Source organism: Pantoea sp. 18059, assembly GCF_902706165.1.
GTDB lineage: Bacteria > Pseudomonadota > Gammaproteobacteria > Enterobacterales > Enterobacteriaceae > Pantoea > Pantoea agglomerans.
This window is the reverse complement of record NZ_CACSJS010000004.1, coordinates 143111-161456: the sequence shown is the minus strand read 5'-3', so window position 1 is coordinate 161456 and position 18346 is coordinate 143111. Positions and strand designations below refer to the sequence as shown.

At 56.4% G+C, this 18346-nt stretch carries 16 protein-coding genes and 1 other RNA gene; 13 read left to right on the top strand and 4 right to left on the bottom strand.

Features of this window, described 5'->3' with window-relative positions:
• The first annotated feature begins 19 nt into the window (after nt 1-19).
• The 4 genes from fbaA (at nt 20) to GVJ63_RS12720 (ending at nt 3785) form a co-directional block, all read left to right on the top strand.
• Nucleotides 20-1099, top strand: a complete 1080-nt coding sequence (fbaA, locus tag GVJ63_RS12735; protein ID WP_010248835.1) for a class II fructose-bisphosphate aldolase — start codon at nt 20-22, stop codon at nt 1097-1099.
• 190 nt (nt 1100-1289) lie between these two features.
• Nucleotides 1290-2171 carry a small-conductance mechanosensitive channel MscS gene (gene mscS, locus GVJ63_RS12730; protein ID WP_010248833.1) on the top strand — a complete coding sequence of 294 codons (882 nt, stop codon included), beginning with the start codon at nt 1290-1292 and terminating at the stop codon, nt 2169-2171.
• 124 nt (nt 2172-2295) lie between these two features.
• Nucleotides 2296-2919, top strand: coding sequence for an arginine exporter ArgO (gene argO, locus GVJ63_RS12725; RefSeq protein ID WP_010671062.1), 624 nt, complete (start codon nt 2296-2298; stop codon nt 2917-2919).
• A 143-nt stretch (nt 2920-3062) separates the two neighbouring features.
• A complete protein-coding gene (locus tag GVJ63_RS12720) occupies nt 3063-3785 on the top strand; it encodes an oxidative stress defense protein (protein ID WP_010248826.1) in 723 nt (240 codons plus the stop codon).
• Between the two features lie 256 nt (nt 3786-4041).
• On the opposite strand, the gene GVJ63_RS12715 is transcribed toward GVJ63_RS12720, so the two are convergent.
• Nucleotides 4042-4947, bottom strand: a complete 906-nt coding sequence (locus GVJ63_RS12715) for a LysR family transcriptional regulator ArgP (RefSeq protein ID WP_010248822.1) — start codon at nt 4945-4947, stop codon at nt 4042-4044.
• Between the two features lie 182 nt (nt 4948-5129).
• Between GVJ63_RS12715 and rpiA the strand changes: the two genes are divergently transcribed.
• Nucleotides 5130-5789 carry a ribose-5-phosphate isomerase RpiA gene (gene rpiA, locus GVJ63_RS12710; protein ID WP_010248819.1) on the top strand — a complete coding sequence of 220 codons (660 nt, stop codon included), beginning with the start codon at nt 5130-5132 and terminating at the stop codon, nt 5787-5789.
• A gap of 279 nt (nt 5790-6068) precedes the next feature.
• Nucleotides 6069-7307, top strand: a complete 1239-nt coding sequence (gene serA, locus GVJ63_RS12705; protein ID WP_010248817.1) for a phosphoglycerate dehydrogenase — start codon at nt 6069-6071, stop codon at nt 7305-7307.
• A gap of 344 nt (nt 7308-7651) precedes the next feature.
• On the opposite strand, the gene GVJ63_RS12700 is transcribed toward serA, so the two are convergent.
• The 3 genes from GVJ63_RS12700 to zapA form a co-directional block, all read right to left on the bottom strand.
• On the bottom strand, nt 7652-8245 hold the full coding sequence (locus tag GVJ63_RS12700) for a 5-formyltetrahydrofolate cyclo-ligase (RefSeq protein ID WP_010671060.1): 594 nt from the start codon (nt 8243-8245) through the stop codon (nt 7652-7654).
• 92 nt (nt 8246-8337) lie between these two features.
• Nucleotides 8338-8520: non-coding RNA, 6S RNA (gene ssrS / locus GVJ63_RS12695), on the bottom strand.
• A 39-nt stretch (nt 8521-8559) separates the two neighbouring features.
• Entirely contained in the window at nt 8560-8889 is a 330-nt protein-coding gene (gene zapA, locus GVJ63_RS12690; RefSeq protein WP_008925677.1) for a cell division protein ZapA, read from the bottom strand.
• Between the two features lie 170 nt (nt 8890-9059).
• Here zapA and GVJ63_RS12685 point away from each other — a divergent pair, with 170 nt between their 5' ends.
• The 7 genes from GVJ63_RS12685 to gcvP all read left to right on the top strand — a co-directional run bounded on the left by GVJ63_RS12685 (nt 9060) and on the right by gcvP (nt 18292).
• Complete coding sequence (locus GVJ63_RS12685) at nt 9060-9638, top strand: YecA family protein (protein ID WP_022623836.1); 579 nt, start codon at nt 9060-9062, stop codon at nt 9636-9638.
• A gap of 46 nt (nt 9639-9684) precedes the next feature.
• A complete protein-coding gene (gene pepP, locus GVJ63_RS12680; RefSeq protein WP_159226967.1) occupies nt 9685-11007 on the top strand; it encodes a Xaa-Pro aminopeptidase in 1323 nt (440 codons plus the stop codon).
• Nucleotides 11004-12182, top strand: a complete 1179-nt coding sequence (gene ubiH / locus GVJ63_RS12675; RefSeq protein ID WP_061703080.1) for a 2-octaprenyl-6-methoxyphenyl hydroxylase — start codon at nt 11004-11006, stop codon at nt 12180-12182. Before pepP ends, ubiH begins: the two co-directional genes overlap by 4 nt.
• Nucleotides 12183-12195: 13 nt before the next feature.
• The gene (ubiI, locus tag GVJ63_RS12670; protein ID WP_010671056.1) at nt 12196-13398 is read left to right on the top strand and encodes an FAD-dependent 2-octaprenylphenol hydroxylase; all 1203 of its coding nucleotides are present in this window, start codon (nt 12196-12198) and stop codon (nt 13396-13398) included.
• A gap of 432 nt (nt 13399-13830) precedes the next feature.
• Entirely contained in the window at nt 13831-14928 is a 1098-nt protein-coding gene (gcvT, locus tag GVJ63_RS12665) for a glycine cleavage system aminomethyltransferase GcvT (RefSeq protein ID WP_010248804.1), read from the top strand.
• Between the two features lie 23 nt (nt 14929-14951).
• Nucleotides 14952-15338 carry a glycine cleavage system protein GcvH gene (gene gcvH, locus GVJ63_RS12660; protein WP_010248802.1) on the top strand — a complete coding sequence of 129 codons (387 nt, stop codon included), beginning with the start codon at nt 14952-14954 and terminating at the stop codon, nt 15336-15338.
• 80 nt (nt 15339-15418) lie between these two features.
• The gene (gene gcvP / locus GVJ63_RS12655; RefSeq protein ID WP_159226966.1) at nt 15419-18292 is read left to right on the top strand and encodes an aminomethyl-transferring glycine dehydrogenase; all 2874 of its coding nucleotides are present in this window, start codon (nt 15419-15421) and stop codon (nt 18290-18292) included.
• Nucleotides 18293-18346 lie beyond the last annotated feature (54 nt).

The window sequence follows — 18346 nt, the reverse complement described above, 5'->3', positions numbered from 1 at the left end:
CACGAAACAGGACACAATCATGTCTAAAATTTTTGATTTCGTAAAACCCGGCGTTGTCACTGGTGATGACGTACAGAAGATCTTCAAAGTTGCGAAAGAGAACAAATTCGCACTGCCAGCCGTAAACTGCGTCGGCACTGACTCCATCAATGCGGCACTGGAAGCAGCGGCGAAAGTTAAAGCGCCAATCATCATCCAGTTCTCTAACGGCGGTGCTGCATTTATCGCGGGTAAAGGCTTCAAAACTGACAAACCACAGGGCGCGGCAATTTTCGGCGCTATCGCGGGTGCGCACCATGTCCACCTGATGGCTGAGCAGTATGGCGTGCCGGTTATCCTGCACACTGACCACTGTGCCAAGAAACTGCTGCCATGGATCGATGGTCTGCTGGACGCAGGTGAAGAGTACTTCCAGAAAAACGGTAAGCCTCTTTTCTCTTCTCACATGATCGACCTGTCAGAAGAGTCACTGGAAGAGAACATCGAGATCAGCAGCAAATATCTGGCGCGCATGGCGAAACTCGACATGACTCTGGAAATCGAACTGGGCTGCACCGGTGGTGAAGAAGATGGCGTTGATAACAGCCATATGGACGCATCTGCACTCTACACCCAGCCAGAAGATGTGAACTACGCGTACGAAAAACTGAATGCTATCAGCCCGCGCTTCACCATTGCGGCATCATTCGGTAACGTTCACGGCGTTTACAAGCCAGGTAACGTGAAACTGACTCCGACCATTCTGCGCGATTCGCAGAAATATGTGTGTGAAAAACATGGCCTGCCGCACAACGCGCTGGACTTCGTTTTCCACGGCGGTTCAGGTTCTTCTGCTGCAGAAATCGAAGAGTCTATCAGCTACGGCGTGATCAAGATGAACATCGATACCGATACCCAATGGGCAACCTGGGACGGCATCCTGCAGTACTACAAAAAGAACGAAGGCTATCTGCAGTCGCAGCTGGGTAACCCGGAAGGCGCTGACAAGCCAAACAAAAAATACTACGACCCACGCGTCTGGCTGCGTTCAGCCCAGGCCTCTATGGTGGTGCGTCTGGAACAGGCTTTCAAAGAGCTTAACGCTGTCGACGTGCTGTAACTGATGAGTCGTTACCGTACAAAAAAGGCCCGAAAGGGCCTTTTTTTATGCACAATTTCTGGAAAAACAGGGTTAAACGCCGGTCGGTTTGGCGCTTAAGGAGATAATTGATTACCCTTGATGGCAGGGTGTCGGATGTCATCTGGCAGTTTTTTCATTCCCGGTGGGAATCTAACAACAGGGCTTATTAATGGAAGAGTTACACGTCGTCGACGGCTTAAACAACGCAGGTAACTGGCTGGTTCGCAATCAGGCGCTGATCATCAGCTATGCCGTAAATATCGTTGCAGCTATTGCCATCATTATTATCGGGATGATTATCGCCCGTATCATTTCTAATGCCGTAAATCGCCTGCTGCGCGCCCGTCACATAGACGCTACCGTGGCGGACTTCCTCTCCGCACTGGTGCGCTATGGGGTTATCGCCTTCACCGTTATCGCAGCGCTGGGACGCATCGGTGTGCAGACCGCCTCGGTGATTGCCGTGCTGGGTGCTGCGGGTCTGGCCGTGGGTCTGGCGCTGCAGGGGTCACTCTCTAACCTTGCTGCAGGCGTTCTGCTGGTCACTTTCCGTCCGTTTCGCACCGGCGAGTTCGTCGATCTGGGCGGCGTTATGGGAACCGTGCTGCATGTGCAGATTTTCTCCACCACGCTGAGAACGGCAGACGGCAAAATCGTGGTGGTGCCAAACGGCAAGATCATCAGCGGGAACATCGTCAACTTCTCGCGTGAACCGGTTCGCCGTAATGAATTTATCATTGGCGTGGCTTACGAGGCGGATGTGGATGAAGTGATCGCCTTACTGCAACAGGTTGTAGAAGCGGATAGCCGCGTGCTGAAAGATAAAGGTATTCAGATCGGTCTTAACGAACTGGCAGCCTCCTCTATGAACTTTGTGGTGCGTTGCTGGAGCAACAGCGGCGACCTGCAGGACGTTTACTGGGATCTGCTGAAGAACTTTAAGCGCGCGCTGGATGGAAAAGGGATTGGTATTCCTTATCCGCAGATGGATGTGCATCTGCATCAGAAGCCGGCGCCTGAAGCAGAAGCAACCCAGGTTCAGCCACAGTAATCTTTCAGTGGGCGGCGTCTGTCGCCCATTCATTTTGCTAATCGCAGATTAATTCTTTCAATTTCCGCTAATCATCCTCTCTCTTTATACTTCTCCTCCTCTAACGATGTGAGGAAATAATCCTGTGTTATCTCTCTATTTTCAGGGGCTTGCCCTGGGCGCCGCGCTGATTCTGCCGCTGGGACCGCAGAACGCTTTTGTCATGAATCAGGGCGTAAAGCGTCAGTATCATCTGATGACGGCGGCCCTCTGCTCGCTGAGTGATATTCTGCTGATCTGCGGTGGGATCTTTGGCGGCAGTGCCTTGCTGAGCCAGTCTCCACTGCTGCTGATGGTGATCACCTGGGCGGGCGTAGCCTTTCTGTTGTGGTATGGCTGGGGCGCACTGCGTAGCGCTTTTCGCGGCGACGCCGATCTGGCGGATGGTGAGCCATTAAAGCAGAGCAGGGGACGCATTATCGCGACGCTGCTGGCAGTGACCTGGCTCAATCCGCACGTCTATCTCGATACCTTTGTGGTGCTGGGCAGTCTTGGCGGTCAGTTGCCGACCACCACCGCGCGTCAGTGGTTTGCGCTGGGCACCATCAGTGCGTCGATCCTGTGGTTCTTTGGTCTGGCGCTGCTGGCCGCCTGGCTGTCACCACGCCTGCGCACCGCCAAAGCCCAGCGCATCATTAACCTGCTGGTAGGCGCGGTGATGTGGTTTATCGCCCTGCAACTGGCGCGCCAGGGCATTGCCGGATTTTGATCCCAACGTCGATCCGGTGCGGTTATTGCCGCGCGGAGGCCGAACTTTTGCCATAATGACCACTCAAAGCATGGCGCATACCGATGCGCTGTTGGGCTTCGCCGGTTGGAAGCCGTCATAGTACCTTTTCAAGGAGGACTTTCATGAAACTGAAAGCATTGGCTCTGGCCGCAATCATGAGCGCCGGGGCATTGCCTGGCGTACACGCTGATGAGTTACCGAACGGGCCACACGTGGTGACCTCAGGCAAGGCAACGGTCGATGCCCGTCCCGATATCGCCACACTCTCTATCGTGGTGAACGTGTCGTCAAAAGATGCCGCAGATGCGAAAAAGCAGGCGGATAGCCGGGTTGCACAATATTTCGATTTTCTGCAGAAAAACGGCATTGAGAAGAAAGATATTGATGCGGCAAACCTGAGCACCCAGCCTGAGTACGATTACACCAAAGAGGGTAAATCCGTCCTGAAAGGCTACCGTGCGGTGCGTCAGGTGCAGGTAACCCTGCGTCAGCTGGACAAGCTGAATGATCTGCTGGACGGGGCGCTGAAGTCCGGTCTGAATGAGGTGCGTAGCGTCGAGTTAGGCGTGGCAAATCCGGAGAGTTACAAAGAGCAGGCGCGTAAAGCAGCGATTAAAAATGCGACGCAGCAGGCATCACAGCTGGCTGAAGGCTTTAACGCGAAGCTGGGATCGATCTACAGCATTCGTTATCAGGTCGCTAACTATCAGCCGATGCCGATGAACCGTATGTATAAAGCGGCTGCAGCGGCAGATACCTCGGCGCAGGAGACCTACGATCAGCAGAGCATCAACTTTGACGATCAGGTTGATGTGGTGTTTGAGATCAAGCCCAATACGCCATAGTGCAAAACGGGGCTGATGCCCCGTTAAGACTGCCGATGAATCTCAGGATTTGACCGCAATGAATAAATTCAAAGCGAAGGGAACATGGTCAGAGGAGGAAAGCGTCCCGCGCCATGGACGGCGCGGGCCGAGCGGCCAGGGATTGGCTTAAGCGCCTTTCCGATCTGACCTTGTTCCCTGAGCCAATCCATTCTTACAGCCGTTCGGGGCATAATTTGTCAGCAGTAAAAACGGGGCTTTCGCCCCGTTTTTGTTTTCAGGCTGCGACGTCATCCTGACGCAGCACCCGATGTCCATGCGCAATCAGCGCATCGGTCACCCGACGCATTAACCGGCTTTCCGGCGCAAAACGATGCCAGTAGAGCATCCGGCGCTGACACAAGCCTGGCGTCAGATCTATTAACTCACCGCTCGCCAGCTCACGCTCAATCTGTAGATGCGGGATCATACAGCAGGTTGAACCCTGTCGCGCCATCTGCACAAAGGCTTCAGAGGAGTTCACGATGTGGCAGGGCACACTGCCCGGTGAGAGATCAAAGTTCTGTTGCAGGAAGGCCTGATGCATATCATCAAGATGGTCAAACGCCACCGCAGGCGCTTTCAGCAGGGCAGAGCGGGTGACGCCGTTGGGGAAGAAGCGATCGGCAAAGTCACGCGACGCCACAAACAGGTAGTCGAGCGCACCGAGCTGATCCACCAGGCAACTGGGCAGCGGCTGCGGCTGAATACTCACCGCACCCACCACTTCACCACGACGCAGACGCTCCTGGGTGCGGGTTTCATCTTCGACCTGCAGATTCAGGCGTACGGGTGAATCTGCCAGCACATCCTTCAGTGCAGGCAGCAGCCAGGTCGCCAGACTGTCGGCATTGACCGCCAGCGACAGCAGCAGTGGCGTGGTGCCACTGTTCTCATCGCCCAGCCACTCCTCTTCCAGCAGTTCCACCTGGTGCAGCAACGCCAGCAGTTTCTGACCCTGTTCGGTCGGACGTGGTGGCACCGTGCGCACCAGCAGCGGCTGACCAAACAGATTCTCCAGCTGCTTGATACGCTGTGAAACCGCTGACTGGGTGATACATAATTTTTGAGCGGCACGCTCAAATCCGCGTTCGCGGATCACTGAATCCAGCGCCTGAAGCGTTCGATAATCCGGGCGTTTCATTATTCTTCTCTCTCCTTCAGGATGGATGTCACTATGCCACAAAAGTATCACCTGTGATGGCTCTCTTGTTTTTTGTGGGCTGGCTTCCAAAGCGATAAATCCACGTCGGTCAGCCGAGCATTTTCAGCAAGCCTTGTTTTATACTACGCGCACTTCGTTGTCGCACAGGTTTTAAACATACCATGACCCAGGATGAACTGAAAAAAGCCGTTGGCTGGGCTGCACTTGAGTACGTGCAGCCGGGCACCGTTGTTGGTGTGGGCACCGGATCCACCGCTGCCCACTTTATCGATGCGCTTGCCACGGTCAGGCATCAGATTGAAGGTGCCGTCTCCAGCTCGGATGCCTCAACCCAGAAGCTGAAGAGCCTGGGTATTCAGGTGTTCGACCTGAACGAGATTGACCTGCTGTCGGTGTACGTAGATGGCGCGGATGAGATCAACCCACAGATGCAGATGATCAAAGGCGGCGGCGCGGCGCTGACGCGCGAAAAGATCGTGGCCGCCGTGGCTGAAACCTTTATCTGTATCGCTGACGCTTCAAAAGAGGTCGATGTGCTGGGCCGTTTCCCGCTGCCGGTCGAGGTGATCCCGATGGCGCGCAGTTATGTGGCGCGTCAGCTGGTGAAAATGGGCGGTTTGCCTGAGTATCGTCAGAACGTGGTCACCGATAACGGCAACATTATTCTCGATGTGCATAATCTGCGCATTCTCGATCCCATTGAGCTGGAAAAAACCATCAACGCCTTGCCTGGCGTCGTTACCGTGGGCCTTTTTGCCGCGCGTGGTGCCGATATTGCACTGATTGGCGGGCCTGATGGCGTGAAAACCATCAAAAAATGATCTGTCCGGCGTCGATGCGGCGTCGGTTATTTCTGCCTGCAAATCATCTTTTCTCGCTGCGGTGAAATTTGGTGACTTATGTCACATAACCGTCATCGGCAGCGGGTTCGTTCTCTCTTCCAGTCCGACCTCCTTATTTTGTCCGGCAATGTGCTGCCGTCAGCCGCTGCCGTGCTGGCGGCCGGGCAATCGTTTGTATTGCCCGACGCGATTTTTTTGATATTTTGACAGAAGGCTGGCTTATGGTAGTCCTCATTGAATGCTGAATAGGATCGGGAAATGGCAAAGGTATCACTGGAAAAAGATAAGATTAAGTTCCTGCTGGTGGAAGGTGTCCATCAGAGCGCGCTGGAGAACCTGCGGGCTGCAGGCTATACCAACATCGAATTCCATAAGGGCGCACTGGATTCCGACGCGTTAAAAGCATCGATCCGTGATGCACACTTTATTGGTATCCGTTCCCGCTCCCAGCTCACTGAAGAGATTTTTGCGGCGGCTGAAAAGCTGGTCGCCGTTGGCTGTTTCTGTATCGGTACCAACCAGGTTGATCTGCAGGCGGCTGCCAGCCGGGGTATTCCCGTGTTCAATGCGCCGTTCTCAAATACCCGCTCGGTTGCGGAGCTGGTGATTGGTGAGATGCTGCTGATGCTGCGTGGCATCCCGGAAGCGAATGCGAAAGCACACCGTGGCATCTGGAATAAGATTGCCAAAGGCTCATTTGAAGCGCGTGGCAAAAAACTGGGTATTATCGGTTACGGCCATATCGGAATGCAGCTGGGCGTGCTGGCAGAAAGCCTGGGTATGCATGTTTTCTTCTACGACATTGAAAACAAGCTGCCGCTGGGTAATGCCACGCAGGTACGCCATCTGGCCGATCTCCTCAACATGAGCGACGTTGTCAGCCTGCACGTGCCGGAAACCGTCTCTACACAGGATATGATTGGTGCAGAGCAGCTGGCGCAGATGAAGCCTGGCGCGCTGCTGATTAACGCCTCACGCGGCACGGTGGTGGATATCCCGGCGCTGTGCGATGCGCTGGCCAGCAAGCATGTGGGTGGCGCAGCCATCGACGTCTTCCCGAGCGAGCCAGCTACCAACAGCGAGCCGTTTATCTCTCCACTGAGTGAGTTCGACAACGTGATCCTGACGCCGCACATTGGCGGCTCGACGGAAGAAGCGCAGGAGAACATCGGCATTGAAGTGGCGGGCAAGCTGGCGAAATACTCCGATAACGGCTCGACTCTCTCGGCTGTTAACTTCCCCGAAGTGTCACTGCCGATTCACGGTATCAGCGCCAGTCGTCTGCTGCATATCCATGAGAACCGCCCTGGCGTGCTGACGGCCATCAACCAGATTTTTGCCGAGCAGGGCATCAACATCGCCGCCCAGTATCTGCAAACCTCGCCGTTTATGGGCTATGTGGTGATCGACATTGATGCAGAGCCGGAAGTGGCCGAGAACGCGCTGCAACTGATGAAGGCGATTCCGGGTACCATCCGCGCCCGTCTGCTTTACTAAGCGCTACCAACCTGAACAGGCGCTTAGTCGCGTCTCTTCAGGTAGTTAATACAGGCTGTCCCGATTTGCTGTAAGACCGAGACTGCGAAGAGAACACGGTCAGATCGGAAAGATGCAAAAGCCGCCATCCATGGCATGCCCGTCCCGCGCGATTACGCACCTCATCCCTGAGGTGCGCCCGTAACCGGGCCAACGCGTTGCGTTGTTCAAAAACGCTCCCGGCGTTTTTATCCGGGCGGCGGGACGCTTTCCTCTTCTGACCATGTTCCCTGCGCGTTAAGCTATTTCATTGCTGCCAGATGCGCCCAGGTATGGGTTTTCACTTGTCTGCAAAAGCGACTCTTCTACTCCCACTGCCAGAGTTTTGATGGCGTCATTACCGCCGGCAAAGGCACATCCCATTCTGCCACCGGCAGGCTATCGACCTGCTGACAATCGTGTGCCAGGCCCACCGGCAAAAAACCGTGCTGCCGCCAGTTCTGCAGGGTGCGATCGTAGAAGCCGCCGCCCATCCCCAGACGCTGTCCATGCTGATCAAACGCTACCAGCGGCACCATCATCAGATCCAGTTGATCAAGCGTGATCACCTGCCGGATATCCAGCGGCGGTTCAGGAATGCGCAGCTTATTTTTGAGCAATGGGGTATCGGGCGAGTAGCGCAGAAACAACAAATTACCGGGGGAGAAGGGGTGTAAAACCGGCAGACAGACTGTTTTCTTCAGATGCCAGAGGCGGGCAATCAGCGGACGGGTATTCAGTTCGCCATCCACCGACAGAAACAGGGCGATATTGCGCGCTTCAGTCACCGGGGCGTAGTTGAGCGCATGTTCAGCGAGCTGCTCAGCGGCCTGCGTTTGCTGCTCATCGGTAAGTGCCCGTCGCAGATGTCGCACATGCTGGCGAATCGCCTGACGCTGGGTCATTGAAGGTTCAGACATGGAAGGTTCAGACATGATTTCCCCGCCGGATAAGTCGCTGTTGAGCGACTATAACATGTCAGTCAGGGGAAAAAAGCAGGACTACAGGAAGAGAGATCTCCGAGATGCCGCCGTAGGCTGTAACCCTTGAACCCTTGGTTCAAGGTGAACATGCCGTCATAACCATCAGGCTTCTCGGACGAACCGAGCATGCACACAGGTTACGAGCGTCACATTCTGTTTTTTCGAAATATCGGCTCAGGGGACTGGCCCACATGCAAACATCTCAGAGAAAATTTACCTCACCGTTACTTAAGTATAGCAACCATGAAGTTTTATTCGAACTTCGCACCCTCACGCTCAGAGATGCGACCCTGCTCAACTAATGCCTGTTCAATCGTCTGCTGCAACATACGGATACGCTGTTCCATATTAGCAGCATAATCGCGCGTTTTCACTTTCTCTTGCGCCAGCTCGTGGCAGACGTTTAACGCGGCGATGAACACCAGTTGTTCTGTATTGGTGACTCTAGTGCGAACTTTTAGATCTTGCAACCGTTGATTGAGATCTTCAGCCGCGCTATTGAGCGCATCTTGCTGCTCTGGCGGACAATTTACTCTCAACGAACGACCAAAAATTTGTAAATCTACCGGTTGTGCAGACATGCCACCTTCCTGACTGATTACTTCGCTCGCAACTCCCTTAGCAGTCAATGGCTTGGGAGGCGGGCAACTATATAGACCCACGAAATAAGATACAACCCCTTTTCTGGAAACCTTGAGGCAGCTAGTGGTAGCATAACACGAACTTATTCTGCCAACGACGATGAAAACTTATGTCCTTACAGAACGCAACCCCCGATTACAACGCGCTCGCGGCAGTGCTCTCACAGCAGGGCGTAGGAATGACGCCCGCAGAAATGCACGGCCTGCTGAGCGGGATCCTCTGCGGTGGGAACCAGGACACCAGCTGGAAGACGCTGGTACACGATCTGGCTAACGAAGGCATGGCGTTTTCACACACTCTTGCCGTGCCGCTGGCGGAGCTACACGAGCATACGGCGACTACGCTGGAAGATGAAGGCTTCCTGTTTCAGCTGCTGCTGCCTGCTGACGACGACATCACCGTCTTTGACCGTGCCGACGCGCTGGCGGGCTGGGTTAACCATTTTCTGCTCGGCCTGGGCGTAACACAGCCTAAACTGGATAAAGTCACCGGCGAAACCGGCGAAGCAATCGATGATCTGCGCACTATCGCACAGCTCGGTTACGAAGAAGATGAAGACCAGGAGGAGCTGGAGCAGTCGCTGGAGGAGGTGATTGAGTACGTTCGTGTCGCCGCGCTGCTGTGCCACGATACGTTCACCCGCCCGCAGCCAACCGCGCCAGAAGTGCAAAAACCGACGCTACACTAATTTCAGGTCAACGAGTTTAACCGGTCAGTTTACAGGGAGTGCAGAGATGATTTCACTGGAACGATTCCTGCAGCGTCGTCAGGCGCTGCTGGCGAAGATGGTGCCTGGCAGCGCAGCGTTAATCTTTGCTGCGCCAGAAGTGATGCGCAGTAATGACACCGAATATCCGTTCCGCCAGAGCAGCGACTTCTGGTATTTCACCGGTTTTAACGAGCCGCAGGCGTTGCTGGTGCTGATCAAAAGCGATGAGAATCATAACCACAGCGTGTTGTTTAACCGCGTGCGCGATCCTGCGGCGGAAACCTGGTCTGGCCGTCGCCTGGGTCAGGAGGCCGCACCCGACAAACTGGGCGTCGATCGCGCTTTACCCTGGAATGATATTGGTGACCAGCTGCACCTGCTGCTGAATGGCCTGGATGTGGTTTACCATGCGCAGGGCGAATATGCCCACGCGGACACACTGGTGTTCAGCGCGCTGGATAAGCTACGTCGCGGCTTCCGCCAGCATCTCAGTGCGCCCGATACCCTCACTGACTGGCGTCCCTGGGTGCATGAGATGCGCCTGTTTAAAGATGCGGATGAGATTGAACTGTTACGTCGCGCCGGGAAAATCAGTGCACTGGCGCATACCCGCGCCATGCAAGTCTGTCGGCCAGGCCTGTTCGAGTATCAGCTCGAAGGGGAAATTCAGCACGAATTTAACCGTCACGGCGCGCGTTTTCCCTCCTATAACACCATTGTGGGTGCCGGAGTTAACGGCTGCATTCTGCACTACACCGAAAACGAAAGCGAAATGCGCGACGGCGATCTGGTGCTGATCGATGCAGGCTGTGAGTTCCATGGCTATGCAGGCGATATCACCCGCACCTTCCCGGTTAATGGCAAATTCAGCCCGGCGCAGCGCGCGATTTATGACATCGTGCTGGCTTGCCTCAACCGCTCGCTTGAACTGTTCCGGCCAGGCATCAGCATTCGTGAAGTGAATGATGAAGTGGTGCGCATCATGGTCACCGGGCTGGTGGAGCTGGGCATCCTGGAGGGCGACGTCGATACATTGATCGCCGAGGAAGTCCATCGTCAGTTCTATATGCATGGCCTGGGCCACTGGCTGGGGCTGGATGTGCATGATGTCGGCCACTACGGCACCCCGAGCCGCGACCGCGTACTGGAACCGGGCATGGTGTTAACCGTCGAGCCGGGTCTTTATATCGCACCGGATGCCGACGTGCCCGCGCAGTATCGCGGCATTGGTATCCGAATCGAAGATGACATTGTGATCACTGAAGATGGCATTGAAAATCTCACCGACAGCGTCGTGAAAGAGGCGGATGAGATTGAAGCACTGATAGCGGCGGCAAAACAGGCATGACGATTCTGATTGCCGGTGGCGGCATGACCGGGGCGACGCTGGCGCTGGCGATCTCCCATCTGACCCAGGGCACACTGCCGGTAACGCTGATTGAAAGCAGCGAGCCTGGCAGTCGGGCGCATCCCGGTTTCGATGGCCGCGCTATTGCGCTCTCTGCCGGTACCTGCCAGCAGCTTGCGGACATCAATCTGTGGCAGCACATCGCCCGTTGTGCCACGCCGATTACCGACATTCATGTCTCCGATCGCGGTCATGCCGGTTTTGTGTCGCTGGCGGCGGCTGACTACGCTATTCCGGCGCTGGGACAGGTTGTCGAGCTGTTTGACGTCGGTCAGCGTCTGTTTGCGGAACTGAAAAAAGCACCCGGCGTAACGCTGCGCTGTCCGGCTCGTGTCATCCAGGCTAACCGCCATGAGCAGCAGGTTGAGGTGACGCTGGACAGTGGCGAACCACTCAGCGGCAAACTGCTGGTGGCGGCGGATGGCACGCGCTCTGCACTGGCGGCTTCGTGCGGCATTCAGTGGCAAAGAGACGACTATGAACAGCTTGCCGTGATTGCCAATGTCTCCACCGCGCTGCCTCATCAGGGCCGGGCATTTGAACGTTTTACCGAACATGGCCCGCTGGCGCTGTTGCCGATGTCCGGCAATCGCCTGTCGCTGGTCTGGTGTCATCCGGTTTCACAGCGCGAACGCATTGAGCAGTGGAGCGAGGCCGAATTCCTCAGCCAGCTGCAGCGTGCCTTTGGCTGGCGGCTGGGGAAATTCACCCACACCGGCCAGCGTGAGTATTACCCGCTGGCACTGCACCGGGCGATGTCGCCAGTGACGCATCGCGTGGCGGTGGTGGGCAATGCGGCGCAGACGCTGCATCCGATTGCCGGGCAGGGCTTCAACCTGGGCCTGCGCGATGTGATGTCGCTGGCTGAAACGCTGGCAGCCGCCCATCGGCAGCAGCAGGACCCCGGCAGCTATGCGGTGCTGCATCATTACCAGCAGCGTCGTCAGCCCGACCGCGCCGCCACCATCGGTATCACCGACGGACTGGTTCGCGTCTTTGCAAATCACTATGGCCCGCTGGTGGCAGGACGGAACCTGGGCCTGCTGGCGATGGATCATCTGCCGTGGTTAAGAAATCAACTGGCTGAGCGCACGCTTGGCTGGGTTAAGCGTTAATAAAGAGGCTCAGATGCAAACTTTTGATGTGGTGATTGCCGGTGGCGGTATGGTGGGACTGGCGGTGGCCTGCGGCTTGCAGGGCAGCGGACTGCGCATCGCCGTACTGGAAAAATCACCGGAGCCACCGCTGGCGCTGAGTGCGTCACCGTCAGTTCGCGTGTCGGCAATCAATGCCGCCAGCGAACGGCTGCTGCAGAAGCTGGATGTCTGGTCGACCATTCTCTCGCTGCGCGCCAGCGCTTATCACGGCATGGAAGTGTGGGATAAGGACAGTTTCGGCTCCATCGCCTTTGATGATGAGCAGCAGGGCCTGTCGCATCTGGGACATATCATCGAAAACCCGGTGATCCACAATGCGCTCTGGCAACGTGCCAGCGCCTGCAGCGACGTGACGATTATGGCACCCTCGCAGTTACAGCAGGTCGCGTTTGGTGATAACGAAGCCTTCGTTACCCTGCAGGATGGCAGCATGTTAAGTGCGCGATTAATGATTGCCGCTGACGGCGCTAACTCCTGGCTGCGCAATAAAGCCGATATCCCGCTGACCTTCTGGGATTACGATCACCATGCGTTAGTGGCTAATGTCCGCACTGAGAAGCCGCACGACGCAGTAGCGCGCCAGGTGTTCCACGGCGACGGCATTCTGGCTTTCCTGCCGATGCAGGATCCGCATCTCAGTTCCATCGTCTGGTCGCTCTCGCCGCAGGAAGCGAGCCGTCTGGAAACCATGCCGGAAGCGCTGTTCAATCAGCAGCTCTCGGTGGCGTTTGATATGCGGCTCGGCCTGTGCCAGCTGGAAAGCGAGCGCAAATCGTTTCCGCTGGTGGCGCGCTATGCCCGCAATTTCGCGGCACACCGTCTGGCGCTGGTGGGCGATGCGGCTCACACCATTCATCCGCTGGCGGGTCAGGGCGTTAACCTTGGGTTTATGGATGCCGCCGAGCTGATCGGTGAGATTCGCCGTCTGCATCAGCAGGGCAAAGATATTGGTCAGCACCTCTATCTGCGACGCTATGAGCGCAGCCGTAAGCACAGCGCCGCAATGATGCTGGCGGGAATGCAGGGCTTCCGTGAGATGTTCGCAGGCAATAACCCGGCGAAAAAATTGCTGCGCGACGTGGGTCTGAAACTGGCTGACCGTCTGCCGGGTGTCAAACCCATGATGCTGAAGCAGGCGATGGGCCTGAATGATCTGCCCGCCTGGCTACGCTAAATTCGCCCTTCTGATAAGCCAGCTTCTGCTGGCTTTTTTTACGCCTGACACCGCTCTGCACCACAAAAAGGCAACGCTGCACCAGCAGAGGTCTTCGTTTGATTTATTCTAATTTTGCGGGCGAATTCGCATTACTTTTTCTCATTATTCTGTCCGCTGGGCGCGGGATTTTTTTAACATCCTGAATGCCATCCCGCATAAATTTGCTGCGTATATTTAAATTCCCTGCATTTATTGCGCGATTAATCACAAAATTGCAGTTTTATATCCTGTTGGCAGCCGTTCCTGGTTAGGCTGTGCCTCTGCTTTCGACCCCGGTTTGCTTATGGTTAATCGTCAGATTCGGTGGTAACGTCAGCCCTAAGAGAACGTTTGCGTCGGCACTGAATTCCGGCGCACTTTTGCACTCACTCGCTTCTGCACAGGATGGTTATGACTCAGCAAACACCTCTGTTTGAACAGCATCAGGCCTGCGGTGCCCGCATGGTGGATTTTCATGGCTGGATGATGCCGCTGCACTATGGCTCCCAGATGGATGAACATCATGTGGTGCGCACCGACGCCGGTATGTTTGATGTCTCTCACATGACCATCGTCGACCTGACAGGCCCGCGTACCCGTGAATTCCTGCGCTACCTGCTGGCAAATGATGTGGCAAAACTGACCCAGCCAGGCAAAGCGCTCTACACCGGGATGCTGAATGCCTCGGGTGGCGTCATTGACGATTTGATTGTTTACTTTATGAGCGAAGAGTTCTTCCGCCTGGTGGTGAACTCTGCCACCCGTGAAAACGATCTCGCCTGGATCACGCAACACGCGCAGGGCTATGGCATTACGCTGACGGAACGCGACGACCTGGCGCTGATTGCCGTGCAGGGTCCGCAGGCGCAGCAGAAGGCACAGACGCTGTTCAGCGAGGAGCAGCGTCAGGCTGTTGCCGGCATGAAGCCATTTTTCGGCGTGCAGTCAGGTGACCTGTTTATCGCCACCACCGGCTATACCGGCGAAGCGGGATATGAGATTGCTATGCCCGCAGAGGAGGCGGCCGATTTCTGGCAGCGTCTGCTGGCTGCTGGCGTTAAACCTGCCGGACTGGGTGCACGTGACACGCTGCGTCTGGAAGCGGGTATGAATCTGTATGGTCAGGAGATGGATGAAGGCGTTTCACCGCTGGCTGCCAACATGGGCTGGACGGTCTGCTGGGAACCTGCTGACCGCGATTTCATCGGCCGGGAAGCGCTGGAACTGCAGCGTGAACGCGGTACCGAAAAGCTGGTAGGACTCATCCTCACAGAAAAAGGGGTGCTGCGTAACGGCTTGCCGGTGCGTTTCACCGATGACCAGGGGCAGCCGCAGGAGGGGATCATCACCAGTGGCTCTTTCTCTCCGACGCTGGGTTGCAGCATCGCCCTCGCGCGCGTACCGGCCTCAGTCGGCAGCACCGCCATCGTTGAGATCCGTAACCGCCAGATGCCGGTCCAGGTTACCCGTCCCGTTTTTGTCCGCGCCGGTAAACCGGTCGCTCAGTAAATTTTATTCAGGAGAAATGGCCAATGAGCAATGTGCCGAATACGTTGAAGTACCGCGACAGCCACGAGTGGGTGCGCAAAGAAGAAGATGGCAGCTACACCGTGGGTATCACTGAACACGCGCAGGAGCTACTGGGCGACATGGTGTTTGTCGATCTGCCGGAAGTGGGCGCGACGTTTGCCGCCGGTGAAGAGTGCGCGGTCGCGGAATCCGTTAAAGCGGCTTCAGATATCTATGCGCCGATCAGCGGTGAGATTGTGGCGGTCAACGAAGCACTGACTGACTCACCGGAGCAGGTCAACAGCGAGCCTTATGAAGGCGGCTGGTTATTCAAAATCAAAGCCAGCGACGCGTCTGAAATCGACACGCTGCTGGATGCGGATGCTTACAAAGCCTCCATCGACGAGTAGTCGTCAGGCGGCCTCACACTGAGGCCGCAGATTTATGTTTGCTCTCCGGTTCCCCCAGCCCGATTCAGGATTTACTGCTAATGACTCAGACTCTCAGCCAGCTTGAACACAACGGTGCATTCATTGAGCGCCATATCGGTCCTTCACCTGAGCAGCAGGCGCAGATGCTTGACGCTATTGGTGCCCGTTCGCTGGAAGCGTTAATCAGCACGATTGTGCCGGCAGACATTCAGCTGCCAGGCCCGCCAGCGGTTGGCGAAGCCGCCACTGAACAGCAGGCTCTGGCCGAACTGAAAGCGATTGCCAGCCAGAATCTGCGTTACAAATCCTGGATCGGTATGGGATACAGCGCGGTGATCACCCCGCCGGTCATCCTGCGTAATATGCTGGAGAATCCGGGCTGGTACACCGCCTATACTCCGTATCAGCCCGAGGTCTCCCAGGGCCGTCTGGAAGCGCTGCTGAACTTCCAGCAGCTGACGCTGGATCTTACCGGCATGGATATCGCGTCCGCCTCACTGCTGGACGAAGCGACCGCTGCCGCCGAAGCGATGGCGATGGCAAAACGCGTCAGTAAGCTCAAAAATGCCAATAAATTCTTCATTGCCGATGATATCCATCCGCAGACGCTGGATGTGGTCCGCACCCGTGCGGAGACGTTCGGTTTCGAACTGATTATTGATAGCGCGGACAAAGCACCCGATCATGACGACCTGTTTGGTGTGCTGCTGCAACAGGTGGGCACCACCGGCGAAGCGCACGATTACAGCGCGCTGATTGCCGGACTGAAAGCCCGCAAAGTGGTGGTCAGCGTGGCGGCGGACTTTATGTCGCTGGTGTTACTGGAAGCGCCAGGCAAACAGGGTGCAGACATTGTCTTTGGTTCAGCTCAGCGCTTCGGCGTGCCAATGGGCTACGGCGGCCCTCACGCGGCATTCTTCGCCAGCCGCGACGAGCATAAACGCTCTATGCCAGGCCGTATCATTGGTGTTTCACGTGATGCGGCGGGCAACACGGCGCTGCGTATGGCGATGCAGACCCGTGAACAACATATCCGCCGTGAAAAGGCCAACTCCAACATCTGTACGTCGCAGGTGCTGCTGGCAAACATCGCCGGTCTCTATGCGGTGTTCCACGGCCCGGCGGGCCTGAAACGCATTGCCTCACGCATTCATCGCTTCACCAACATCCTGGCGGCTGGACTGCAACAGGGCGGCCTGAAGCTGCGCCATCAGCACTGGTTCGATACGCTGACGGTGGAGGTGGCGGATAAAGCTGCCGTGCTGAATCGTGCCCTGAGCTTTGGCGTTAACCTGCGTAGCGACATCCATAATGCCGTGGGTATCACGCTGGATGAAACCACCTGCCGCGAAGATATTCTGGCGTTGTTCGCCATTCTGCTGGGTGATGAACACGGCCAGGACCTGGAAAAGCTCGACAGCGAAGTGGCCAGCGAGAGCCACGCGATTCCTGCTGGCCTGCAACGCCACAGCGAGATCCTGACCCATCCGGTGTTCAACCGTCATCACAGCGAAACCGAGATGATGCGCTACATGCACAGCCTGGAGAAAAAGGATCTGGCGCTGAATCAGGCGATGATCCCGCTGGGCTCCTGCACCATGAAGCTCAATGCCGCGGCAGAGATGATCCCGATCACCTGGCCGGAATTTGCGGAGCTGCATCCATTCTGCCCGGCTGAACAGGCTACCGGCTATCTGCAGATGATCGGCCAGCTTTCACAGTGGCTGGTGCAGCTCACCGGCTATGATGCACTCTGTATGCAGCCAAACTCCGGCGCGCAGGGTGAATATGCCGGACTGCTGGCGATCCGCCGCTATCACGAAAGCCGTGGCGAGGGCGATCGTCATCTCTGCCTGATCCCGAGCTCGGCGCATGGGACTAACCCGGCCTCAGCCCAGATGGCGGGCATGGACGTGGTGGTAGTGGCCTGCGATAAACAGGGCAACATCGACCTTGGCGATCTGCGTAAGAAAGCGGCTCAGGCGGGCGACAGGCTCTCCTGCATCATGGTGACTTACCCGTCAACTCATGGCGTTTATGAAGAGACCATCCGCGAAGTGTGCCAGATCGTGCATCAGTATGGCGGTCAGGTCTATCTGGATGGCGCGAACATGAATGCGCAGGTCGGCATCACCACGCCTGGCTATATCGGCGCGGATGTCTCACACCTGAATCTGCATAAAACCTTCTGCATTCCGCACGGCGGCGGCGGCCCGGGTATGGGACCGATTGGCGTCAAAGCGCACCTGGCTCCGTTTGTGCCGGGACACAGCGTGGTGCAGATCGACGGTGTACTGACGCAGCAGGGCGCCGTATCCGCAGCGCCGTTTGGCAGTGCATCCATTCTGCCAATCAGCTGGATGTACATTCGCATGATGGGCGCAGAAGGGCTGAAACAGGCCAGTTCGGTCGCGATTCTGAATGCCAACTATATTGCCCGCCGGCTGCAGTCTGCCTATCCGGTGCTCTACACCGGCCGTGATGGTCGCGTGGCGCATGAATGTATTCTCGACATCCGTCCGCTGAAAGAGCAGACCGGCATCAGTGAGCTGGATATTGCTAAGCGCCTGATCGATTATGGATTCCACGCACCAACGATGTCTTTCCCGGTAGCGGGCACTCTGATGGTGGAGCCGACCGAATCGGAGAGCAAAATCGAACTGGATCGCTTTATCGACGCGATGCTGGCGATCCGCATGGAGATTGATCGGGTGACGTCAGGTGAATGGCCGCTGGATGACAACCCACTGGTTAATGCGCCGCATACTCAGCTGGAAATCGTCAGTGAGTGGTCACATCCTTACAGCCGTGAACTGGCAGTCTTCCCGGCGGGCAGCCACAACAAATACTGGCCGACGGTAAAACGTCTGGATGATGTGTTTGGCGACCGTAATCTCTTCTGCTCCTGCGTGCCGATGAGCGACTATCAGTAATTTCCCCGCAGGCAAACGTTAACCACAAAGGGTCGATTCGTCGGCCCTTTGTAC